This is a genomic window from Microbacterium sp. CIAB417 (genome assembly GCF_022788845.1).
Map to the genome: position 1 here is coordinate 61,937 of NZ_JAHZUT010000013.1, position 20,976 is coordinate 82,912.

The 20,976-nt window shown below is 70.1% G+C and carries 23 protein-coding genes and 3 tRNA genes; 5 read left to right on the plus strand and 21 right to left on the minus strand.

From position 1 onward, the window contains the following. Positions 1–27: 27 nt before the first annotated feature. From KYX17_RS29705 to KYX17_RS29735, 7 genes are all read right to left on the minus strand, one after another. Complete coding sequence (locus KYX17_RS29705; protein ID WP_243233066.1) at positions 28–801, minus strand: hypothetical protein; 774 nt, start codon at positions 799–801, stop codon at positions 28–30. Continuing rightward, a complete protein-coding gene (locus KYX17_RS29710; protein WP_243233068.1) occupies positions 798–1,292 on the minus strand; it encodes a hypothetical protein in 495 nt (164 codons plus the stop codon). Before KYX17_RS29710 ends, KYX17_RS29705 begins: the two co-directional genes overlap by 4 nt. Positions 1,293–1,298: 6 nt before the next feature. Next, positions 1,299–1,628, minus strand: a complete 330-nt coding sequence (locus tag KYX17_RS29715) for a hypothetical protein (RefSeq protein WP_243233070.1) — start codon at positions 1,626–1,628, stop codon at positions 1,299–1,301. Positions 1,629–1,800: 172 nt separating this feature from the next. Then, positions 1,801–1,877: transfer RNA gene (locus tag KYX17_RS29720), tRNA-Met, on the minus strand. Positions 1,878–1,911: 34 nt separating this feature from the next. After that, positions 1,912–1,983 (minus strand) — tRNA-Thr (locus KYX17_RS29725). A gap of 69 nt (positions 1,984–2,052) precedes the next feature. After that, positions 2,053–3,426 (minus strand): M23 family metallopeptidase, encoded by a 1,374-nt coding sequence (locus KYX17_RS29730; RefSeq protein ID WP_243233072.1) that lies wholly within the window; start codon positions 3,424–3,426, stop codon positions 2,053–2,055. Between the two features lie 230 nt (positions 3,427–3,656). Beyond that, the gene (locus KYX17_RS29735; RefSeq protein ID WP_243233073.1) at positions 3,657–4,463 is read right to left on the minus strand and encodes an inositol monophosphatase family protein; all 807 of its coding nucleotides are present in this window, start codon (positions 4,461–4,463) and stop codon (positions 3,657–3,659) included. A 51-nt stretch (positions 4,464–4,514) separates the two neighbouring features. Here KYX17_RS29735 and KYX17_RS29740 point away from each other — a divergent pair, with 51 nt between their 5' ends. Next, positions 4,515–6,104, plus strand: a complete 1,590-nt coding sequence (locus KYX17_RS29740) for an NAD(P)/FAD-dependent oxidoreductase (protein ID WP_243233074.1) — start codon at positions 4,515–4,517, stop codon at positions 6,102–6,104. A gap of 38 nt (positions 6,105–6,142) precedes the next feature. On the opposite strand, the gene KYX17_RS29745 is transcribed toward KYX17_RS29740, so the two are convergent. The 4 genes from KYX17_RS29745 to KYX17_RS29760 form a co-directional block, all read right to left on the minus strand. Then, complete coding sequence (locus KYX17_RS29745) at positions 6,143–7,111, minus strand: hypothetical protein (protein WP_243233075.1); 969 nt, start codon at positions 7,109–7,111, stop codon at positions 6,143–6,145. Positions 7,112–7,352: 241 nt separating this feature from the next. After that, positions 7,353–7,437, minus strand: a tRNA-Tyr gene (locus KYX17_RS29750). 105 nt (positions 7,438–7,542) lie between these two features. Next, positions 7,543–8,457: a PfkB family carbohydrate kinase gene (locus KYX17_RS29755; RefSeq protein WP_243233076.1), complete on the minus strand. Its 915-nt coding sequence runs from the start codon at positions 8,455–8,457 to the stop codon at positions 7,543–7,545. After that, the gene (locus KYX17_RS29760; RefSeq protein ID WP_243233077.1) at positions 8,454–8,945 is read right to left on the minus strand and encodes an FBP domain-containing protein; all 492 of its coding nucleotides are present in this window, start codon (positions 8,943–8,945) and stop codon (positions 8,454–8,456) included. The genes KYX17_RS29755 and KYX17_RS29760 overlap by 4 nt, the downstream gene beginning before the upstream one ends. 68 nt (positions 8,946–9,013) lie before the next feature. Here KYX17_RS29760 and KYX17_RS29765 point away from each other — a divergent pair, with 68 nt between their 5' ends. Both KYX17_RS29765 and KYX17_RS29770 read left to right on the plus strand, forming a co-directional pair. Then, positions 9,014–9,502, plus strand: a complete 489-nt coding sequence (locus KYX17_RS29765; protein WP_243233078.1) for a YajQ family cyclic di-GMP-binding protein — start codon at positions 9,014–9,016, stop codon at positions 9,500–9,502. Positions 9,503–9,592: 90 nt separating this feature from the next. Next, the gene (locus tag KYX17_RS29770) at positions 9,593–9,907 is read left to right on the plus strand and encodes a nuclear transport factor 2 family protein (protein WP_243233079.1); all 315 of its coding nucleotides are present in this window, start codon (positions 9,593–9,595) and stop codon (positions 9,905–9,907) included. 160 nt (positions 9,908–10,067) lie between these two features. Here KYX17_RS29770 and KYX17_RS29775 read toward each other — a convergent pair whose 3' ends face one another. From KYX17_RS29775 to KYX17_RS29800, 6 genes are all read right to left on the minus strand, one after another. Next, on the minus strand, positions 10,068–10,649 hold the full coding sequence (locus tag KYX17_RS29775) for a CueP family metal-binding protein (RefSeq protein WP_243233080.1): 582 nt from the start codon (positions 10,647–10,649) through the stop codon (positions 10,068–10,070). A 76-nt stretch (positions 10,650–10,725) separates the two neighbouring features. Then, on the minus strand, positions 10,726–11,292 hold the full coding sequence (locus KYX17_RS29780) for a manganese efflux pump MntP family protein (RefSeq protein ID WP_243233082.1): 567 nt from the start codon (positions 11,290–11,292) through the stop codon (positions 10,726–10,728). A 121-nt stretch (positions 11,293–11,413) separates the two neighbouring features. Then, positions 11,414–12,385: an alpha/beta hydrolase gene (locus tag KYX17_RS29785; RefSeq protein ID WP_243233084.1), complete on the minus strand. Its 972-nt coding sequence runs from the start codon at positions 12,383–12,385 to the stop codon at positions 11,414–11,416. A 50-nt stretch (positions 12,386–12,435) separates the two neighbouring features. Beyond that, positions 12,436–13,809: an FAD-dependent oxidoreductase gene (locus tag KYX17_RS29790; RefSeq protein WP_243233086.1), complete on the minus strand. Its 1,374-nt coding sequence runs from the start codon at positions 13,807–13,809 to the stop codon at positions 12,436–12,438. 71 nt (positions 13,810–13,880) lie between these two features. Further along, complete coding sequence (locus KYX17_RS29795; protein WP_243233088.1) at positions 13,881–14,942, minus strand: polyprenyl synthetase family protein; 1,062 nt, start codon at positions 14,940–14,942, stop codon at positions 13,881–13,883. A gap of 48 nt (positions 14,943–14,990) precedes the next feature. Next, positions 14,991–15,668: a class I SAM-dependent methyltransferase gene (locus KYX17_RS29800; protein WP_243233141.1), complete on the minus strand. Its 678-nt coding sequence runs from the start codon at positions 15,666–15,668 to the stop codon at positions 14,991–14,993. Between the two features lie 141 nt (positions 15,669–15,809). On the opposite strand from KYX17_RS29800, the gene KYX17_RS29805 reads away from it, so the two are divergent. Next, positions 15,810–17,051 carry an isochorismate synthase MenF gene (locus KYX17_RS29805; RefSeq protein WP_243233142.1) on the plus strand — a complete coding sequence of 414 codons (1,242 nt, stop codon included), beginning with the start codon at positions 15,810–15,812 and terminating at the stop codon, positions 17,049–17,051. Positions 17,052–17,055: 4 nt separating this feature from the next. Here the strand turns inward: KYX17_RS29805 and menD are convergent, their stop codons facing one another. Both menD and KYX17_RS29815 read right to left on the minus strand, forming a co-directional pair. After that, positions 17,056–18,834, minus strand: a complete 1,779-nt coding sequence (gene menD / locus KYX17_RS29810) for a 2-succinyl-5-enolpyruvyl-6-hydroxy-3-cyclohexene-1-carboxylic-acid synthase (RefSeq protein WP_374209002.1) — start codon at positions 18,832–18,834, stop codon at positions 17,056–17,058. A gap of 1 nt (position 18,835) precedes the next feature. After that, positions 18,836–19,213 (minus strand): PLD nuclease N-terminal domain-containing protein, encoded by a 378-nt coding sequence (locus KYX17_RS29815; protein ID WP_243233090.1) that lies wholly within the window; start codon positions 19,211–19,213, stop codon positions 18,836–18,838. Between the two features lie 70 nt (positions 19,214–19,283). Here KYX17_RS29815 and KYX17_RS29820 point away from each other — a divergent pair, with 70 nt between their 5' ends. Next, positions 19,284–19,550 (plus strand): DUF4229 domain-containing protein, encoded by a 267-nt coding sequence (locus KYX17_RS29820; protein WP_243233091.1) that lies wholly within the window; start codon positions 19,284–19,286, stop codon positions 19,548–19,550. A gap of 4 nt (positions 19,551–19,554) precedes the next feature. Here KYX17_RS29820 and KYX17_RS29825 read toward each other — a convergent pair whose 3' ends face one another. Further along, complete coding sequence (locus KYX17_RS29825) at positions 19,555–19,980, minus strand: GNAT family N-acetyltransferase (protein ID WP_243233093.1); 426 nt, start codon at positions 19,978–19,980, stop codon at positions 19,555–19,557. A 13-nt stretch (positions 19,981–19,993) separates the two neighbouring features. Further along, positions 19,994–20,953: a 1,4-dihydroxy-2-naphthoate polyprenyltransferase gene (locus tag KYX17_RS29830; RefSeq protein ID WP_308220988.1), complete on the minus strand. Its 960-nt coding sequence runs from the start codon at positions 20,951–20,953 to the stop codon at positions 19,994–19,996. Positions 20,954–20,976 lie beyond the last annotated feature (23 nt).

Sequence of the window (20,976 nt, forward strand, 5' to 3'; positions counted from 1 at the left end):
GAACGAGGCGCTGGCGACTCGCGGCGCTTAGCTCTGCGCGCGGACCGCTCCTCGCCCGTGTCGTCGGTCGCGTGCGCTGAACGCCGCGAACGCTCCAATCACGAGCGCCGCGAAGATCGAGAACCCGATCACCGGCACCACCCCTGCATTGGTTGCCGGCACGGCGCCGCCACCACCCGATGACCGAGCGTGGGCGGTGGTGATGTCGGCCTGAGCATCCGCAACTGGACGAGGTGTGGCCGCGATCGTCAGCGCGGGTTCGTTGAGCCCGACGATGGTGTCGTTCTCAACGGCGTAGAAGGCGCCGCCGGTGATACGAAGCTCGACCAGATCTGCATCGGGATGGGTCACGATCCCCACGGTGAAGGACTCACGAGTGTCGAGCGGATACAGCTGCCACGCATCATTGGCCGGGCGTGCGGCGACCGTGCCGAGCACCTGATTGTTCTGGTCGTACGCCGCGGCGATCCAGTAATCGGTCTCGCCGACAGGGTCACTGCTCTTTCCGTCGATGTAGGCCTGATTCATGAGATGAACGGGGCGCGGAGCGCTGAAATGCACACCCTGCGTGCAGAGATCGTCCTCGAGCCAGACGCTGGCAGACGCGGAGCATGAGAGCGCGCTCTCCACTTCCGGCGGCGGGAAGGCGTCGTTCGCGGATGCGCTCAGCGCGGGCGTGACGACGGCCAGCGTGAGCGCGATGCTTGCGGTCGCTGTTGGAACGATGCGTCGAGTCAGTCGACGTCCCATGAGCCCCCAATCTTCGGGCTCATTCTCGCCCGCGGTACCTTCGCTGCTCAAGAGAGATGCCCGATCTGCGTGGCCCAAGTGCCCCGATCCCTCGTCACCTGGACGTCGTGGCGCTCCGTGCGGTACGGGCTTGTGGACAACAACTCCCAGATCATCGTGCCAGTGGACACGTGTACCCGGGGCGACACGAGGCACTCATCACCCCAGACCTCTTCGACCGTGTCCAACAGGTCATCGACGCCCGCGTGAAGAGGGGACAGCGTGACCGCGTCCACAACCACTTCGCCCGAGGCATGCTGCACTGCGGCCGCTGCCACGACGTCGGACGCGAACACCGCCTCATCTTCGCCGAGGCCAAGAACCACGCCAACCAGGTCTACGAGTACTTCCTCTGCCGAGGACGCCAAGACGGTCTCTGCGATCTGCCCTACCTCCCGACGAACGAACTCGAGCGCGCGCTCACCCGTGAGTTCGCCAGCCTCCGCCTCTCCCCCGATGCCATCGACGAAGCGAAAGGGGAAGTACAGGCGGCCCTGAACCACGTCCTCTCACGTCACGCCGAACAGCGTGCACGCTTGCAGAAGGAACTCAAGAAGCTCGACGTCCAAGAAGAACGTCTGGTCGACCTCGCTGCCGACGGAGCGCTCGCTACCGACAAGCTCCGCACGCGGCTCCGAGATTTGCAGGTCAAGAAGCACGAGATCCGCACCAGCCTGGACACCACCACCGAATCGCTCCAGCAGCGCACCGAGATGGTGCTCAGCTACCTCGACCTGATGGCCCGACCCGATGCCCTCTTCACTGCAGCAACCGGTGCCGTTAAGCGCAAGCTCCTCGCCGCGTTCTTCTCCCGCATCTGGGTGGACGACGACGGCCACCAGTCCACTGTTGCCCGCGAGTTCCAGCCCCTCGTCGCTGATCTCCGCGACGCCGTGCTCAACACTCGCAGCACGTCCGCCAATAAAAGAAGCGCCGGAGAAAACTCCGGCGCTTCTGATTCCGAACGCCTAGACCATTATCTCAAGGTCATTTGTTCGAGTATGAGTACTTTGGTAGCAGGAGCGGGGCTTGAACCCGCGACCTCACGATTATGAGTCGTGCGCTCTCACCAACTGAGCTACCCTGCCGCGACGTTCCGGCGGTGGACCACCGGATGCTGCGAGCCCCGAGTCAGGATTGAACTGACGACCCCTTCCTTACCATGGAAGTGCTCTGCCACTGAGCTATCGGGGCGCTGCCCGGAGCAATCCGGGCAACCAGAAAAGAATATCAGAGCCGAGGGCCCCGACGAAACACGGCCGGTCAGCCGCCGGCGTGCTGACGCAGCCACGACAGCGGGTCGATCGCCGTCGTGCCGTTGTCGAGCACCTCGAAGTGCAGGTGCGCGCCGAACGAGTGGCCGGTGTCGCCCACCCGGCCGATGAACTGGCCCACCTTCACGGTGTCGCCCGTCTTCACCTGCAGCGAGCCGTACTGCATGTGGCCGTAGCGGGTCGAGACGAGCTTGCCGTCGATCACGTGATCGATGATGATCATCACGCCGTAGCCGCCGCCGCTCTCCGTCGCGGTGCGCACGACGCCGTCGGCGACAGCCTGAATCTCGGCGCCCTCACCCGGCGTGAAGTCCAGGCCCTCGTGCATCGTGCCGTCGCGCATTCCGAAGCCGTAGCTGATCGAAACGCCCACCTTGAACGGCCACTGGATCGGGCTGTTCGCGTTGTTGGTGAAGAAGTTCGAGTAGTGCGTGATGCCCGACTCGGCGGCGAGCTGCGCGGTCGACGCCGTGGAGTAGTCGCTGCGGTTCAGTGCGGTGACCTGCGCATCGGCCGGAGCCACGTACGCCTGGATCTCGTCGCTCGACAGGGCGCTCGAGGTGCCGGCTTTCGAGCCGGTCGCGAGCGATGCGGCGGCGGAGTTGCCTGCGCCCGAGACCGCCTCGGCGGGCGTCGTCATGCCGATCGCCAGGAGGCCGACGATTCCCATGGCACCGACGGTGGCGGATGCGGCCGTCGCACGCTTGAACGCCGCACCGCTGAAGCGGCGGCGCTTCGCGGGAGCCGGCTCGGCAACAGCCTGCGCAACAACCGGCTCGTCGGCGATCGCGGCCGCGGCGACCTGAATGGGGGTCTCCCCCGTGAACGAGAAGAGCCGGGCAGCGGCCTCGAACTCGTCGACGATCGCGTGCGCTTCAGCCTCGTCAGCGAGAACCGCCTCGGCGAACACACGCGCTTCGTCGTCGAGGTCCGCCGCGACATCCGCGACGGGCAACTCGGCCGGGCGGGCCTCGGTCTCCGAAACGACCGAGACGGTGTCAACGACCGGCAGAGCGACCGGTTCGTCGTCGATGGCGTCCAGGGCGACGTCGATGGGCGTCGCCCTAGCGACGGAAGCCTGGGTGAGCGACCGCGCACGGCGGCGGGTCAGCGGCGCCTCGGCGACGGGCGCCTCGGGGACAGACAGTCTCACCTCGGAGGCAGCGACCGGTTCAGCGGGCATCGACAGCGTGACATCGGCGGCAGCGACGGGCTCCGGCACGACCTCGAGCACCAGCTCGGGCTCGGCGGCGACCGCAGGATCCGCGACGGCAGTCTCGGTGCGCTGCGCCGACCAGACGGGAGCGGGACGCGCAGCAACCTGGCGCGCGCGCAGCTGTGCGCGGGTGAGCGGAGCGACCACATCCGAGGTCCCCGAAGAAGCCGCCTCAGCAGCGCGGTTCCGGCCGGAGCGTCGCGTGGGAGCGGTCTCCGCCTGGGGATCTAGGGGGGTCAAAACGTAGTCAGCCTCGGTCTCGGTCGCACGGGAAGCGACAGGGAAAACGGAAGGAGATGCTCATCCTCGTTCGGGTGACGAAGATAACGAATAGGTAAACACTACAACCCTGAGCCTGAGAATGCCATGCGCGCGCATCAGTCTTCGAGGCGGGCGAGGAGAGCTGCGAAGAGACCCGGCGCCGCCGCGATCGTCATCTCGCGATCGGCTCGTTTGCCACCGAGTCCCGCCACCACGCCACCGGCCTCGACGACGATGAGCGCGCCCGCCGCATGGTCCCACGGCCACAGGCCCTTCTCGTAGTACCCGTCGATGCGACCGGCTGCGACACCCGTCAGATCCAGGGAGGCAGCGCCGATGCGACGCAGGTCACGGGCGAGCGGCATGACCCCGGCGAGACGCTCGAGCGCGGGCGCGTGGGTCGCGGGGTCGTACCCGAATCCCGTGGCCAGAAGCGCACCCGCGTCCGACGGCTCGGCGACGCGCAGCATCCGCTCGCCCTCGATCGAGGACACGAGACGCGCACCTTCGCCCTGCGCCGCGGTGAACAGCTCGTCGACGGCGGGGTTGTACACGGCGCCCGCCAGTGCCTCCCACTTCTGCGGGTCGGGCTCCCCCGACACGGCGGCGATACTCACGGCGTACGCCGGGATTCCGTAGGCGTAGTTGACGGTGCCGTCGATCGGATCGACGACCCACGTGATCCCCGAGGCGGATGCGGCCACGCCGCCCTCCTCGCCGAGGAAACCGTCGTCGGGTCGCGCCGCCGCGAGACGCTCGCGCACCAGCTGCTCGACCTCCCGGTCGGCGTCGGTCACGATGTCCGCCAGCGCCGACTTCGTCGCGGCGATCTGCACGCCGTCACGGCGCCGTCGAGCGGCGAGCGCCCCCGCCTCCTTCGCGACCTCGATGGCGAGCGATTGCAGATCCAGAGCGGAAGGCATGCTCCCACGCTACCCTCGCGCCGGGCAGCCGTAGGCCGTTAGCGTGGCGGCATGACCGTCACCCGGCCGACCCATGACGTCGTGATCGTCGGCGGGGGCCACAACGCCCTCGTCGCCGCTGCTTACCTCGCCCGTGCCGGTCGCTCAGTCGTGGTGCTGGAGCGGCTCGACCACACCGGAGGAGCGGCCGTCTCCGAGTCGCCCTGGGCCGGCGTCTCGGCACGACTGTCGCGTTACTCCTATCTCGTGAGCCTGCTGCCCGCCCGCATCGTCGACGACCTCGGGCTGCGGCTGACCCTGCGACGCCGGCGCTACTCCTCGTACACGCCCGATCCCACCGACCCGGCGCGCGGCGTGCTCGTCGACACCGGTGACGCGCGGGTGACGGATGCGAGCTTCCACCGCACGGCGGGCTCCACCGCCGAGGCTGATCGCTACCGGCGCCTCAGCGCGCGGGTGACGCCGCTCGCGCGCACGGTCTTCCCCTCCATGACCGAACCGCTGCCCACCGCATCCGCTCTGCGCGCGGCGCTCGGCGACGACGCCCTGTGGGACGCGATCACGGCGCGGCCGCTGGGCACGCTGCTGCGCGACAGTCTGGAGAGCGACCTCGTGCGCGGCATCGCGCTCACCGACGGGCTCATCGGCACGTTCTCGCACGCCGATGACGCGTCCCTGCGGCAGAACCGCTGCTACCTGTACCACGTGATCGGCGGCGGCACGGGTGACTGGGACGTGCCGGTGGGCGGGATGGGCCACGTCACCGCGGAGCTCGACCGAGCCGCGCGGGACGCGGGCGCCGAGATCCGTACCGGCGCTCCGGTCACGAGCGTGAGCCCCGACGGCGAGGTTCGCTATGGCGGGACGGATGCGGGCGTCGTCGCCGGTCGCCTCGTACTCGCAGCCGTCGGGCCGGCCGTGCTCGACCACCTGCTCGCCGCGGCAGGAGCCGACGTGCAGCGCGCGCCGGAACCCGAGGGCGCGCAGGTCAAGGTCAACATGCTCCTGCGCCGGCTCCCCCGTCTGCATGACCGCCACGTCGCACCCGCGGCGGCGTTCGCGGGAACGTTCCACGTCAACGAGACGATGACGCAGCTCAATACCGCATACACGGAAGCGGTCGTCGGCCGCATCCCCGAGCCGCTCCCGGCCGAGATCTACTGCCACTCGCTCACCGATCCTTCGATCCTCGGGGCGGAGCTGCAGGAGGCGGGTGCGCAGACGCTCACCCTGTTCGGACTTCAGGTGCCGCATCGACTCCTGGACGGCTCGGACCCCGATGCGATGCGTGCCACGCTCCTGGCGGCCGCAGAGCGCTCCCTCGACTCTGTGCTCGCCGAGCCGCTCGCCGACTGCATCTGGGAGACTCCGACCGGCGCCCCGTGCATCGAGGCGCGCACCACTGCAGATCTCGAGGAGTCGCTGGGCATGACCGGCGGCGACATCTTCCACGGTCCGCTGTCATGGCCGTGGCGTGAGGACGAGGCGGATGCGGCCGCCCCCGCCGAGGCGTGGGGCGTCGACACGGCGCACTCCCGCATCCTCCGCTGCGGATCGAGTGCCGCGCGGGGCGGCGCCGTCAGCGGGCTGGGCGGTCACAACGCGGCGATGGCCGCGCTCGCGCTGCTGCCTGGGTGCTGATGCCGGAGCCGCTGCACTGCTCCATGCACCGCGAATGATCAGCGCGGGGGCAGCGGCGGCGGGGGCGGGAAGCCCTCGTAGCCCGGGGCTGCGGGAGGCTCCGACGGCGTGACGGGCGCGGCGGATGCGGGCGGCTGGGCGCCGTACGCCGCCTCCGCCGTGGGCGAGACTGCCGGCGGCGCCTGGTGCCACCCCGTGGGGTATCCCGTGTAGTAGGCCTGCCAGTCGGGCGAGCCGTCCGGGAGGACCGGCAGCGGGGTGACGCGGTCGGCGTATGTCGGCCACGCCTGTGGAGCCGCGACCGGCCAGGTCTGCGGCGTCGCCTGAGAGCGGGGCGTCTTGGGACCGAACAGCAGGTTGACCAGCGGGACCAGCGCGGTGCCGACGGCAGCCAGGATGGTGACAGCCACGACGATGCGCCAGTAGACGTCGTAGAAGTCGACCCACTCCTGGATCGTCAGCGGCAGCACGAGCAGCACGACGAGGGCTGCCACGAGGCCGACGGTCACGTATCCGACGATGCGGTTGAACAGGGTGGGCACGCGCACGATGGCCTTGATGTACAGACGCACGTGGAGCACCGCGAGCTGGACGATCAGCACGATCAGCAGGAACGAGAAGAACCGCGTGAAGCTCGTGAGCCCGTCGCCGTAGCGGTACGCGTCGAGGGAGGGTCGCTCCGGCATCCAGATGAGGAATGCGCCGACGATGAGGATGAGCACCCACGCGATCATGCTCGTCAGCACGAACCATCCGGGGCGCCTGGGGGCGAGGTGCGCGTCGAGGATCGCGACGCCGGCGAAGGCTGCGAGCAGGAAGATCGTGAGGAAGGCGCGTCCGACGATCCCGTTCTGTGAGCCGATGAGCACCCAGACCACGCTCACGAGCGCCGCGGCGATCAGGGCGCCGATGGCGACCCAGATGCCCGCCCGCACGAGGCGGTTCGGGCTCGACGACTCAGCGATCGGTGCAGCGGACGGTGCGACGGGCGGTTGCGGCGCGGACATCACGGCTCCCTTCGCGGGCGCCCCTCGCCCGCACCCTCATCCTGGCACGCCGCGCCGATTCGCCGAGGAGGGTTGTGGGCGGCGTGCAGAACCGACCGGCGACGCGTCGGTGCGCAGAGAAGCCCTGTTCCCCTGTCACAGATCGCGCTCATCGCGTCGATCTGTGACAGGCGAGCAGGCCGCGCACACGGGCACAACCTGGAAAAGCCGAAAGCCCCCGTGCGGGGGCTTTCGGCTTTGGTGGTGGCGAGTGAGGGATTCGAACCCCCGAAGGCTACGCCGGCTGATTTACAGTCAGATCCCTTTGGCCGCTTGGGTAACTCGCCAAGTGCGCACCTGCCCAGCTTGTACAGTCGACCAGAGGCGCGATCTCCGATACTACCCCCTCGCCGACATACTCAGAAATCCGCGACGGGCCCGCGCGCGGCGGCTCAGGAGCCCTGATCGAGCCCCGACAGCGCGGACGGCAAGCGCAGCAGCGCACCCTCGAAACGACAGGTGGCGGCGGCGACCGCCATCGCCGTGTCGACGAGCGTCACCCAGGCGGCTTCGTCGCTCGGATGCTCGGACAACAGCGACGCGACGGCGGACGAGAGCACCGCGTCGCCCGCTCCCATCGTGTCGATGATGACACCGGGGACGGAGGCGATCGGACGTTCGATCGCGACCGAATCAGTGACGACGCCCGCACCCTGCGCGCCGCGCGTGGTCAGCACGGCCACGGCACCGAGCTCCCGCATCCGGTCGCGCACGGCGTCCAGCGGCGTCGCATACAGCAGCTCCGCGTCGTCGTCGCCGACCTTCACGAGATCGGCGAGCGCGGCGAGCGCCTCGAAGCCGGTGACGAAGGCAGCGCGGTCGTGCATCATCCCCTCGCGCGGATTCGGGTCGACCGCGAGCAGCCCGTCGGCGTCGCGCACCGCCTCCACGAGCTCGGCCGTCTGCGCCGCGTCGTCGAACGGGAAGCAGCTGACGACCGTGATCGCCGCATCCGCAATCACGCGACGCTCGTCGTCGCCGAAACGGATGCGGCGGTTCCAGGCCGCCTCGTTGAACACGTAGACCGGCTCCCCGCCGGCGTTGCGGGTGCTCACCGCACGCGACGAGCCGTGCGGCGACGGCGTCGCGACGAGCTCGACGCCGAAGTCGTCCAGGTACGCGCGGATGCGGTCGCCGGGCTCGTCGTCGCCGACCATCGCGATGAGCGTCGTGGGCAGGCCCAGCCGGGCGAGCCCGACGGCCACGTTGAGCGCCGCTCCCCCGACGAACTCGCGCACTCCGGTGTCGTCGCGCAGCTCATCGATCAGTGCGTCTCCGATCACTGCGACCCGTCCCGCTGCGGTCATAGCCGTTCCCCCTTCACGCGCCCGACGAACGCTTCAGCCCGTGCGCGTGTGCCATCGATACGGCGATCGACGCTCGCCCGGATCTCGCTCGGCGCAAGAGGGGCGGCCAACCGCACCGTCTCGTGGCACGACAGATCGGCGCACATGTACGTGCCCACGCTGTCACCACTCTCCCCCGCCTCGCCCGCCCGGCGCGCGGTGAACAGCGCGACCTGGTCGCCGGGCTGCATCGTGTGACACAGGTTGCACATCGCCGACCGCGCACGGCCATTGCCCTCCGCGGCACGGAGCACGACGCCCGCCGGCCGACCATCGGACTCGGTCACCAGGTACCCCCGGCCGCGCGAGCGCGGGTCGCGCCACGCCAAGAAGTCGAGGTGATCCCAGTCGGTGAGCAGGAAGTCGTGCGGCATCGCGGCCACCCGGACTTCCTCCGGCGCGGCGTTCACGAACGACTCGCGCACCTGTTCCTCGGTCAGAGCCCGCATGAGACAAGTCTACGAATCGGCGCGAGCGCCCGGATGCGGCCCGCATCCGCCCATGGAAGAATCGCGGCATGGCAGATTCCTCGTTCGACATCGTTTCCAAGATCGATCGGCAGGAGGCCGACAACGCTCTGAACCAGGCCCGCAAGGAAGTGGAGCAGCGCTACGACTTCAAGGGCACGGACGCCTCCATCGAGTGGAGCGGCGAGTCGATCCTCATCAAGGCCAACAGCGAAGATCGCGCGAACGCGGTGCTGGATGTGTTCCAGACGAAGCTCATCAAGCGCGGCATCTCGCTGAAGAGCCTGGATTCAGGCGAGCCCACCGCCAGCGGCAAGGAATACCGCATCGTCTCGACGCTGAAGGAAGGCATCTCGCAGGAGATCGCGAAGAAGATCAACAAGATCATCCGCGACGAGGGCCCCAAGAGCGTCAAGTCCCAGATCCAGGGCGACGAACTGCGCGTGCAGTCGAAGTCTCGCGACGACCTGCAGGAAGTCCAGCGACTGCTCAAGGCCGCCGACCTCGACGTCGATCTGCAGTTCACCAACTACCGGTGAGCCGGGCCTGACGAGCTTTCTCGTCACAGCTCGCCGGCTGCGGCGTCTTCCTCTGTGACCGCACCTCGCGGTCACAGAGGAAGGAAGACCATGACCTCCCCCGTCAGCTCGCTCGACCAGCTGCCCGCCGAATTCGCACGTCGCTTCAACGCCCGCGACCTCGACGCCCTCACCGTCTTGAACGCCCCCGGCGCCGTCTTCGTGCCGGCCCCGGGCCAGCCGGTCACGGGCGACGAGGCGGTCGCAGGCGCGCTGGAGCAGTTCCTCGCGATCGGCCTGCCGATCTCGATGGCCGTGCGCACCGTGTTCGTCAACGGCGCCATCGGCCTCGCGATCGCCGACTGGAAGCTCGAGGGAACCGCCGCCGACGGCAGCCAGGTCTCGCTCAGCGTGAGAACGTCATGAGAGTCGTTTCACATTCCGCCGAGGAACGTCATGGGATGGAACCCTGGTCTTAAGCAACACCGCGCGCCGGGGATGTTCGGGTCATCGTCGTCGCGTGAAGCGCGATGTCGTGTCGTGTAGCCCCTCCCCCTCCGCGGGAGGGGCTTTCTTCGTGGTGGGCTCAGGCCTGCAGTTTCAGGTCGGTGAGACACGTCGGGTCGTCGGGTCCGGTCGCGATGGACGAGACGGCGACCTCATCTCCGGCGCGCACGGTCAGCGTTGCCTCGATGCCGCGAGGCAGCCAGAAGCCGACGAAACCGTTGTCCGCCGCCACGAGAGTCTCATCGAAGATCGTGGCGCCGGCGCCGTCGACCACCGTCACCTCGAACGTGCGTCCCGCGAGCTCGCCGCGACAGCTCGTCAGGTTGTGGAAGAAGCACTCGTGCGTCGAGTTCTCGTAGGGGGCCACCGACAGGTGGAACGAATCCTCGGGCAACGGCTTATCGACCTCGCGGCCATCCCCCGCGGTGAGCAACAGCGTGTCGGGGCGCACCGATGCCGAGTAATCGGTCGCCCGATCGGCGACAGGGACCGCCTGCAGTGCGTCGATCGCCTCGGCGGCACTCATCGCCTCGACCTGGGCGAACGAGAGGGCAGCGGAAGGGTCGGCGGGGGCCGCGGGGGCACTACATGCACTGAGCCCCGCCCCGGCGCAGAGGAGGACGGCGGCAAGTCCGAGGGAAAGGGAGGTTCGACGCTGCATGTGCTCCAGCCAACCGCCCACGATGACGGCGCGCACCGTGTCGCCCCGTTTCTATGACGGGACGTTCGCGAAGTTGTCAGGCGGTGAGGTGCGAGATCAGGATCTGCGTCCCGATTCCGATGAGCACGAGGCCGCCCACGATCTCGGCAGGACGACGGAAACGGGTGCCGATCCGGTGCCCGATGAGCACCGCGGCGAACGAGAGCACGAAGGTCACGACGCCGATCGCGATGACGGCGATCCACACCGGGAAGTTGAGGAACGCGAAGCTCAGCCCCACGGCGAGCGCGTCGATGGAGGTCGCCACGGCGAGCAGGATCGTCTCGCGCGTCGAGAGGCGCGAGGTTCCGGCTTCTGCTCCGTCCTTGTCGGGCGTCAGCGCCTCCCAGAGCATCTTCACCCCGACCGCGGCGAGCAGCGCGAAGGCCACCCAGTGATCGAACGGCTCGATGAACGCGGCGAACGCGCTTCCGAGCAGGTAGCCGAGCAGCGGCATGAGCGCCTGCGCGAGCCCGAAGGCGAGCGCCAGCACGAGGGCGTTGCGCACGATCCGCGAGCGCAGCTGAAGGCCCTTGCCGAGGGCGACCGCGAAGGCGTCGGCGGAGACACCGACGGCGAGCAGAGGCAGTGCCCAGAACGACATGACGCTCCTGGTGGGATGGAGGGAGGATGCGGGGCGATCGCCCGCGTGATCCAGCCTGCCGATTTCGGAAAACCGAACTCAACTCCAGCGCACGATTGTCAGCTTTTCGGCTTCCCAAACATCAGTGGAAGCGTGCGCGTGCCCACTGTTCGAGTGCCGCATACGCCCGACGGCGAGGCTCGGGCGCGGACAGGAAGACGTCGTGCACGGCCCCCTGGATGCGCGCGATCGTCACGAGCGGGCCGAGCTTGAGCGCGGCGCGCGCGATGTCGTCGACCACCAGCACGGAGTCCGTCGAGGTCATCTGCTCGCTCCAGCGGATCGGCGACGACGACCTCGCGGAGAGCAGGACGAACGCGGGCGCTCCCACATCCACGCCCGCGGCGATGCGCGCGTGCCCCTCCAGCACGGCGTGCAGCCAGCCGGGATGCGTCGCGAAGCCCTGCGCCGGACGCCACTGCTCGCGGTAGCCCGGGATCGGCAGCACACCCAGCTCGGTCTGCGCGCGCGTGTAGAACCCGAGGTCGACGACCGGCTGCGCACCGCGGGGCTGCACGCGGGCTCGCGCCTGGATGAGGGGCGCGATGGCCTGGCGCCCGAACGACCCGATCTGGAACTCCAGCCACGGGCTGTTGAGCACGACCGCGGACGCGGTCCCCGGGTGGCGCGCCGACCACAGCGACAGCGTCAAGCCGCCCGTGGAATGCCCGAGGAGCACGAGACGTCTGTTGCCGCGCGGACCCATCGCGGCGAGCGCTGCGGCGATGTCGGCGTCGTACTCGTCGAGGCTGTCGGCGTAGCCGGGCACCTGCCCCTCGCGCAGGCTCCGGCCGTACCGGTGGAGGTCGAGGGCGTAGAAGCGCGCACCGAGCCGGGCCCAGAAACGCGCCAACTCGGTCTGGAAGAAGTAGTCCGACCAGCCGTGGACGTAGAGCACGTCGACGTCGCGGAGGGGCGCGACCAGCCGGCCGACCGGATGCGGCAGGTGCCGCACGAGGGTCGCCACCAGCGGACCATCGTCCGCAGGAAGATCCAGCGGCAAGGTCTGCTGCGCGAACCCGGGCCCGAGGATGTCGGGGACCCAGGCGCTCATGCCGTCAGCCTAGCGACGCACGTCCGGGAAGCGACCGATCGGTCGCGAGCTCACTCGCCGCGCGAGATCGCCACCATCTCGTCGCGCGGCACGACCTTGATGCGTGCCCGCTCCGCGGGGGCGCCGAGGGCGATCTCGTGCTCATCGAGCCGGTGCCACCCCTCGAGGTCGGTCCAGCGCACGCCGCGCTCGGCGAGCAGGGCCGGGACCGCCTCGGGGGAGGGATCCTCGGGCTGCCACCACGAGGCCTGGCCGTTGATGAGGTGGCGCACCGTCTCCATCGCGTCGGACTTCGTGTGTCCGATCAGGCCGACCGGTCCGCGCTTGATCCAGCCGGTCGCGTAGACGCCGGGGACGACCTCGTTCGAGTCGGGGTGCAGCACCTGGCCCTCGTGGTTCGGGATGACACCGTGGCGCTCGTCGAACGGGACGCCGGGAAGCGGTGATCCGAAGTAACCGACGGCGCGGTACAGCTGCTGGATCGGGACCTCGCGCAGCTCGCCCGTGCCGACCACTCCGCCCTCGCCGTCGGGACGCGTGCGCTCGTAGACCAACGCAGCCACGCGGCCCGCCGCATCCTTCTTGACCTCGACGGGCTTGGCCCAGAAGTGCAGGTGCAGTCGGCGGGACGCCTCGCCACCGGCACCGTTGGCGCCCGGACGGGTGCGCCACTCCTGCAGCACGCGGTCGATGACCTTGACCTGCTTGTTGCTCGCGATCGCGGCGAGCGACGCCTCGTCGTAGTCGAAGTCCTCGTCGTAGACGACCATGTCGACGTCGCGCAGCTCGCCGAGCTCCCGCAGTTCCAACGGCGTGAACTTCACCTGGGCAGGACCGCGGCGCCCGAACACGTGGACGTCGGTGATCGTGGAGGCCTCGAGCCCGGCGTGCACGTTGTCCGGAATCTCGGTCGGCAGCAGATCGACGGCGTGCTTCGCGAGCATCCGGGTGACGTCGAGGGCGACGTTGCCGTTGCCGATGACAGCGACCGACGAGGCGTCGAGCGGCCAGGTGCGCGGCACGTCGGGGTGTCCGTCGAACCAGCTCACGAAGTCGGCGGCGCCGTAGGAGCCCTCCGCGTCGATGCCGGGGATGTCGAGGTCCGCATCGCGGATCGCGCCGGTCGCGAAGATCACCGCGTTGTAGTGCTTCTTCAGATCGTCGAGCGTGATGTCCTCACCGAAGCGCACGTTGCCGAACAGCCGGATGTCGCCGCGGTCGAGCACGTCGCGCAGGGCGGTGATCACGCCCTTGATGCGGGGGTGGTCCGGGGCGACGCCGTAGCGCACGAGTCCGTAGGGAGCGGGGAGGTGCTCGAACAGGTCGATCGACACATCGAACGCCCGCTCGGCCTTCAGCAGGATGTCGGCCGCGTAGATACCCGCGGGCCCTGCGCCGACGATGGCCAGCCGGAGCTTGGTCATGGAAGTCCTTTCGAGGGGTACAGCGGCGTCGGGGGCGACGCCTCGAGCGCTCTGGTTCGCAGGCGCGGAGATCAGCTGCTGCGATCGGCGACCGCGTCCGCGAAACGCGTCAGCGCCTCGCGCACCGCACCGCGCGGGAGCGGCTCGAGAGCCGCGACCGCCGCGTCCGACCATTCGTGCGCGAGCGCCAGGGTCTGCTCCGTGGCGGCGTGCTCGCGCAACTCGGTCAGCGGGTCGTCCAGCAGCGCCGGGTCGGCACCGTCGGCGATCTGGGCCACGCCGGCGTCGATGCGGGCGAGCAGGTCGACGGATGCCGCATCGTCGAGGCGCCCCAGCAACAGATACGGCATGGTGGGCACGCCCGCGCGCAGATCCGTGCCGGGGACCTTGCCGGTCTCGGCCGCATCCGCGGAGAGGTCGATGACGTCGTCGAGCAGCTGGAAGGCGACGCCGACCTTCTCGCCGAAGGTCAGCAGCGGCTGTTCGTAGGCGAGGGGGGCGTGCGAGAAGAGCACGCCGGCCTGCGCCGAGGCCGCGATCAGCGAGCCCGTCTTGTCGCTCAGCACCTGCAGGTAGAAGTCGACGGGGTCGTCGCCCGCCTGAAGCCCGACTGTCTCGTGCATCTGCCCGAGAACGAGCCGCTCGAAGGTGTCGGCCTGCAGCTTCATGGCCTTGTCGCCCAGGCGCGACATGATCTGGCTCGCGCGGGAGAAGAGCAGGTCTCCGGTGAGGATGGCGACGCTGTTGCCCCAGACGGAGTGCGCGGCGGGCACGCCGCGGCGCACGTCCGCACCGTCCATGACGTCGTCGTGGTACAGCGAACCGAGATGGGTCAGCTCGAGCGCGGATGCGGCGTCGATGACCTGCTCGTTGACGCCGTCGCCCAACTGCGCGGTGAGCACCGTCAGCATCGGACGCACACGCTTGCCGCCGGCCTCGTAGAGGTAGCGGCTGGTGGCGTCGGCGAGCGCATCGGCCACGTGCAGCTCGTCGGCGAGGTGTGCCTCGACCTTGGCCAGACCGTCTTCGACGGTCTTCTGCAGTCGGCGGGAGACGGGACCGGCGAAGACACGATCGGCGAGGCCGAGTCTGTTCGCGAGGTGCGCGCCAGGCGCAGAGGGGCTCCGTGTCACTCCTCTAGCCTACCCGCGGGCCGCAGGCGCTCGACCCGCTGTCAGCCGTCAGTTCGCTGCAGGATCGGCGAACGGCGCACGCGCGCGATGCAGCGCCACGATGCCGAACGTGAGGTCGCGGTGCGCGACGTCCACCCATCCCGCATCCCGGATCCAGGCGCTGAGCGTGCGCTGGTCGGGCCAGTCCTTGATCGACTCGTTGAGGTAGTCGTAGGCGTCCGCGTTCGAGCTGACGCGGCGGGCGACGATCGGCAGGACGCGGTCGTTGTAGAAGCGATAAAGGCCGGCGAACAGCGGGTGCGGCGGGTGCGAGAACTCGCAGACCACGAGCCGTCCACCGGGCTTGGTCACGCGGCGCATCTCGGCGAGTGCCGCGTGCGGGTCGTTCACATTGCGCAGTCCGAAGGAGATCGTGACGGTGTCGAACGAGGCGTCCTCGAACGGGAGCGCGGTGGCGTCCGCCTCCTGGAAGGTGAGGTTCATGATGTGCCCGTGACGCCTGACGCCCTCGGCGATCATCCCCGGCGAGAAGTCGGCGGCGACGACCTCGGCGCCGCTGCGGGCCAGGGCCACCGCGCTGGCGCCGGTGCCGGCGGCGAGGTCGAGGATGCGCTGCCCGGCACGCGGTGCGATCGCGCGCGTCGCCGCGACGCGCCAGAGTCGGTCGTTGCCGAGGCTGAGCACCGTGTTGGTGCGGTCGTAGCCGGCGGCGACCTCGTCGAACATGCCGCTGACACGGCCCGGATCCTTGCCGAGGTCGGCGCGATGCTGGTCGGGGCTCTCACTCACGCCCCCAGCCTAAGCCGTGAGCTCGCACCCCTCTCGCTGAGCCGTGCTCCCGCGGCGCGCGTCTAGGCTGGCAGGGTGATTCGTGCCTCGCGGCCTCGGCTGCTCGTCGAGACCCGCGAGATCGACCCGATCGACGATCTGCTGGCCTTCACCGACCCCGCGCGCCCTCTCGTGTGGCAGCGCCGGGGCGAGGGCATGGTGGGTCTCGGCGAGCCGCTCGCGCTCCCCTTCGCTTCCGATGCCGACGCGCGCGCGGACCGCTGGCGAGAGCTAGCCGCCGCCGCGGTCGTGGACGACCCGCTGGAGATTCCGGGCACGGGTCTCGTCGCCTTCGGCGCGCTGCCCTTCGATCGCCGTTCGGAGAGGCCGGGGGCCCTGCTCGTTCCTCCCGTCGTGATCGGACGCCGCGACGGACGTTCCTGGCTCACCCGCATCCGTTGGAGCGACGAGGCGGCCATCACGCCCGTGGCGACGCTCTACGGTGCACACTGGTCCGCCACCCTGGGACCCGGCCGGCAGCATCCCGCCGGCTACATCGCCTCGGTGCGCGAGGCCGTCGAGGCGATCGCGGCGGGCGAGGTCAGCAAGGTCGTGCTCGCGCGAGACCTCGCGGGCACCGTGCCCGCCGGCTCCGACCTCCGCCGCCTCGTGCGCGCCCTCGCATCCGGCTATCCCGACACGTGGGCCTTCGCCGTCGACGGGCTGATCGGCGCCAGCCCCGAGACCCTCGTGACCGTCGAGCAGGGCACCGTCACCGCACGCGTGCTCGCGGGGACCACGGCACGCGGCGCGGATCCGGATGCGGATGCGGCGGCCGCCCTGGCCCTGGCCACGAGCACCAAGGACCAGGACGAGCATCAGTTCGCGGTGCGCAGCGTCCTGGCCGCGCTCGATCCGCACACCCGCGCACTGCGCTCGAGCGAGCAGCCGTTCACTCTCAAGCTGCCGAACGTCTGGCACCTGGCGACCGACGTCGAGGGCGCCCTCTCCGACACGGCGTCCGCTCTGGATCTGGTCGCGGCGCTGCATCCGACGGCCGCCGTCGCCGGCACCCCGACGCAGGCGGCGCTCGATGTCATCCGCCGCTTGGAGCCCTTCGATCGCGGCCGCTACGCGGGCCCCGTGGGATGGATCGACCAGGCTGGCGACGGCGAGTGGGCCATCGCGCTGCGCTGCGCACAGTTCGACACCCCGGACTCGGAGGGCGACGTCGCCCTCACCGCGTACGCCGGTGCGGGCATCGTGGCCGCGAGCGATCCCGAATCCGAGCTGCTCGAGACGCGCGTGAAGTTCCGCCCGATCGTCGAGGCTCTGGCCTGAGCGCTCAGCGTTCCAGCGGCACCTCGATGAGCTGACGGCCGCCGGCGGGCGACGTGAGCGCCTGGTCGAGCGCGGCCCGCGTCGTGATCCGGCGGTACTCCCACCCGTACGCGAGGGCGAGATGCTCCAGTCGCACCGACTGCGGCGTGTACTGCACGCGGTCGATCGCCGCCGCATCCGCCACGCTCGCGACTTCGAGCCCGTCGAAGATCGTTCCGCCGCCGTCGTTGCCCACGATCACCTGGATGCGCGGCTCGGCCTCGGCGGCCGGCAGCAGCAGGGCTCCGACGTCGTGCAGGAGGGCGAGATCCCCCAGCAGCACGCGGGTCACACCCGGGCGCCCTTCGTCCTGGCTCGCGATCGCCACACCCGTCGCGGTCGCGACCGTGCCGTCGATGCCGGCAAGCCCGCGGTTCGCATGCACCGGCACCTTCTTGCCGCCCAGCACCTGATCGGCGACGCGGACGAGTCGGGAGGACCCGAAGACCAGCCGATCGTGGGGCCAGCTCGCGCGCCACACGGCATCGACGAGCGCCGCCCGATCGAGCGGGGCGCGCAGCACGTCGAGTTCGGCCGAGACCGCCGACAGCCGCTCGCGCGGAACGGCGGAGGCGAGCCCGTCCGCGTCGGGCGCGGGCGGAGAGAGATCGACCGATGCGGCGCGGGAGGCGCGCATCCACTCACCCAGCCACGCGCGGTCGGCGTCGCCGGGCGCCACGGCGACCGCGTCGACGGCGGTCGTGCGACCGTTGAGGTTCAACGGCTCACCGGGGCCGCGGATCGCGATGACCTCGACGTCATCGCGACCGAGGAGAGCGGTGACCTCGCGGCTGAGCGTCGGATGGCCCCACACGACGGCGCGCTCGACGCGCCCCCCGAGCTCAGGATCCGACAGCGCCTGTCGGTAGCCGTGCACGAGCAGGCGCCCGAACCGGGCCCCGCTGACGATCTCGGCGATGAGCGGCCAGCCGCCCTCGTGCGACACGCGTTCGGCGTCGGCTCCCGCATCCGCCCCCGCGACCACGACCGTGCGCGGACCCTGGGCCAGCAGCAGCGGAGCCGCACCCGGCTCCTCCGGGACGTCGGACTCGCCGATCCCGCCGCCTCCCTGGTAGAGCGCTCCGGATGCCGGTTCCTCCTCCTCGGAGGCGGACGAGGAACCAGCATCGGCGACCGCGAACCACGGAGGAAGCGCACCCGCCAGCGGCTCGCGGAAGGGCAGATTGACGTGCACGGGCCCGGCGGGGCGGGTACCGGCGCCGAGAGCGGCGTCGAAGGCCTCGTCAGCGAGCCGGCGGAACATGCGGCTCTGCTCGGACGAACCGTCGGCGTCGATCGAGTCGGGCACGGGGGCATCGATGTCGAGACGCGTCGCCGGCTGGAACAGGCCAGGCTGGCGCGTCGTCTGGTTCGCTCCGACGCCGCGCAACTCGGGCGGCCGGTCCGCGGTGAGCAGCAGGAGGGGAACGCCGGCGTGATGCGCCTCGAGGGCTGCCGGCATGAGGTTCGCGACGGCGGTCCCCGACGTGCACACCACGGCGGCCGGGACACCCGACTCCCGCCCGATCCCGAGCGCGGTGAACCCCGCGACCCGTTCGTCGATGCGGACGTGCACGCGCACACGGCCCGAGGTTTCGGCGGCCGCGGCGACGAGCGCGAGCGCCTGCGACCGGGAGCCCGGGCTCACCACGATGTGCGCGACGCCGCGCTCGACCAGCCGCGCGACCATCGCCGCAGCCGCATCCGTCGCCGGTGCGCGGCCGGCGTCTTCGGGCATCGTCATCTCAGCGCGGCTCGTCCTCGTCGGGCCGATGCGGCGCCGGCCGCTCCGGCGAGCGGGGCGTCTCGTCGTCGGAGTCGAGCTGGGCCAGCTCTTCTTCCAGCCGGCGGATGCGCTCGTCCTGATCGCTGATCGAGCCGATCGTGCGGAGGAAGTCCGGGTCATCGTCGGGCGCCCGTCGCACCGGGACCGCGTTCTTGCGCGCGCGCCCCGTCACGAACCACAGGATGCCGCCGACCACCGGCAACAGGATGACGATGACGATCCAGGTGCCCTTGCTCACGCCGCGGTGGCGCGAGGCCGGTTGCACCGCGCAGTCCACGACCGTGTAGACCCAGAAGACGACGGCAACCAGCGCCAGAATGAGCAGGAGCCGGACCATTCCCCCATCCTAGGCCGCGTGGCCTGCACGGGCCCCGAGAGCGCAGTCGGTCGACGCGTAGGATGAGGGGGTGAAGGCCCGTCCCGCGATCGTCTATTCCGTGCTGCGCGTTCTCGCGTTCCTCGTGCCCTTCGCGATCCTCATGCTCTTGCCCGTCTTCCAGGAGCTGTACTGGCTCGCGGCCATCTTCGCCGCCCTCATCGGGCTGAGCCTGTCCATCCTCTTCCTGCGCCGGCCCCTGGCCGAGGCGACCGCCGATCTCGGCAAGCCGCGCGAGCTGCGCCGCCCGCTCGGCGCCGACGACGCGGAGGCCGAAGACGCCGCATCCGGCGACTGAGCCCTCAGCTCTCGCGCACCTGACGCGAGCCGGGTCGGACCATGGCGGTCTTGTCGCGGGCGCCGAAGCCGAACTGCCGGTACAGCTCGTGCGCGTCTGCGGTGAAGAGGGTCCAGCGGAACTCGGCACCGGGGCCCTCGTCGATCATGGTGCGCACGAGGAGCTTGCCGGCGCCGGCGCCGCGCGCGGAGGGATCCACCACGACGTCGGCGAGATAGGCGTCGTTGACGCCGTCCGACACCGCGCGCGCGAAACCCACCTGCGCCCCGGTGGCGTCGTCGTACACGCCCACCACACGCCAGGCCCCATCGATCTGCTGGTCGATCTGCTCCCGTGAGCGCCACCGATGCCAGTACACCTCGCTCGAGAGCATCCGCCAGATCCAGGCGCGGTCGAGACGAGCAGGATCGGTGTCCGCGACGAAGACCATGATCGTCCGCCGCTCAGCCGTGGAGCGCCCAGAACACGAGCGCCGCGTAGGCCAGGGAGCCGAGCGAGGTGAGACTCAGCGCGACCACCAGTTCCTTCGGCTCGCGGTAGGTCCACACGATCAGCACCGCGGGAAGCACCAGCAGCAGCACGAGCAGGGTGAGCCACGCGGGCGGGTAGAACAACGCCAGGAAGATCGAGATCGCGAACGGCACGAGCACGATCACGGTGAACAGCACCTGCGTCGCCCGCTTGCCGATCCGCACGCTCAGCGTCTTCTTGCCGGCCTTCTTGTCGGGTTCGATGTCGCGCAGATTGTTGGCCAGCAGCACGGCGCAGGCGAACAGTCCCGCGGCGACCGCGCCGAACCAGGCCTCCTGCGGCAGCACCTGCACCTGCACCCAGGTCGTCCCGAGTGTCGCCACCAGCCCGAAGAACACGAAGACGACGACCTCGCCGAGGCCGGCGTAGCCGTAGGGGCGCTTGCCGCCGGTGTAGAACCACGCCCCGATGATGCAGACGGCACCCACGGCCAGGAACCACCACTGCTGCGTGCGTACGGTGAGGGCGAGTCCCGCGAGCGCGGCCAACGCGAAGAAGGTGAGGGCGACAATCAGCACCGTGCGCGGCTTCGCTTTGCCGGCGCCCGTCAGACGAGCGGGCCCGACGCGGAAGTCGTCCGTGCCGCGGACGCCGTCGCTGTAGTCGTTGGCGAAGTTCACACCGATCTGCAGGAGCACGGCGACGGCCAGGCAGCCGAGCGCGAGCAGCCAGTGCAGGGCGTTGTCGATCACGAGCGCCGCACCCGTGCCCAGCAGCACCGGGGAGACGGCGAGCGGGAGCGTACGCAGCCTCGCACCCTCGATCCAATCCCCCACGCCTGCACGCCGAACAGGACGCGGACCGACCTGTGCGCGTGCCTTCTGGGGGTTGCCCGAGACGCCGGGTCGCTTCTTCTTGGTCTTACTGGCCACGAGCAGTCATCCTATTGCGGCGA

Coding starts and splice junctions, on each gene's coding strand:
- KYX17_RS29735 (WP_243233073.1), bottom strand. CDS start 4,463: ATGCCTTCCGCTCTGGATCTGCAATCGCTCGCCATCGAGGTCGCGAAG.
- KYX17_RS29740 (WP_243233074.1), top strand. CDS start 4,515: ATGACCGTCACCCGGCCGACCCATGACGTCGTGATCGTCGGCGGGGGC.
- KYX17_RS29745 (WP_243233075.1), bottom strand. CDS start 7,111: ATGTCCGCGCCGCAACCGCCCGTCGCACCGTCCGCTGCACCGATCGCT.
- KYX17_RS29755 (WP_243233076.1), bottom strand. CDS start 8,457: ATGACCGCAGCGGGACGGGTCGCAGTGATCGGAGACGCACTGATCGAT.
- KYX17_RS29760 (WP_243233077.1), bottom strand. CDS start 8,945: ATGCGGGCTCTGACCGAGGAACAGGTGCGCGAGTCGTTCGTGAACGCC.
- KYX17_RS29765 (WP_243233078.1), top strand. CDS start 9,014: ATGGCAGATTCCTCGTTCGACATCGTTTCCAAGATCGATCGGCAGGAG.
- KYX17_RS29770 (WP_243233079.1), top strand. CDS start 9,593: ATGACCTCCCCCGTCAGCTCGCTCGACCAGCTGCCCGCCGAATTCGCA.
- KYX17_RS29775 (WP_243233080.1), bottom strand. CDS start 10,649: ATGCAGCGTCGAACCTCCCTTTCCCTCGGACTTGCCGCCGTCCTCCTC.
- KYX17_RS29780 (WP_243233082.1), bottom strand. CDS start 11,292: ATGTCGTTCTGGGCACTGCCTCTGCTCGCCGTCGGTGTCTCCGCCGAC.
- KYX17_RS29785 (WP_243233084.1), bottom strand. CDS start 12,385: ATGAGCGCCTGGGTCCCCGACATCCTCGGGCCCGGGTTCGCGCAGCAG.
- KYX17_RS29790 (WP_243233086.1), bottom strand. CDS start 13,809: ATGACCAAGCTCCGGCTGGCCATCGTCGGCGCAGGGCCCGCGGGTATC.
- KYX17_RS29800 (WP_243233141.1), bottom strand. CDS start 15,668: ATGTTCGACGAGGTCGCCGCCGGCTACGACCGCACCAACACGGTGCTC.
- menD (WP_374209002.1), bottom strand. CDS start 18,834: ATGACGATGCCCGAAGACGCCGGCCGCGCACCGGCGACGGATGCGGCT.
- KYX17_RS29815 (WP_243233090.1), bottom strand. CDS start 19,213: ATGGTCCGGCTCCTGCTCATTCTGGCGCTGGTTGCCGTCGTCTTCTGG.
- KYX17_RS29825 (WP_243233093.1), bottom strand. CDS start 19,980: ATGGTCTTCGTCGCGGACACCGATCCTGCTCGTCTCGACCGCGCCTGG.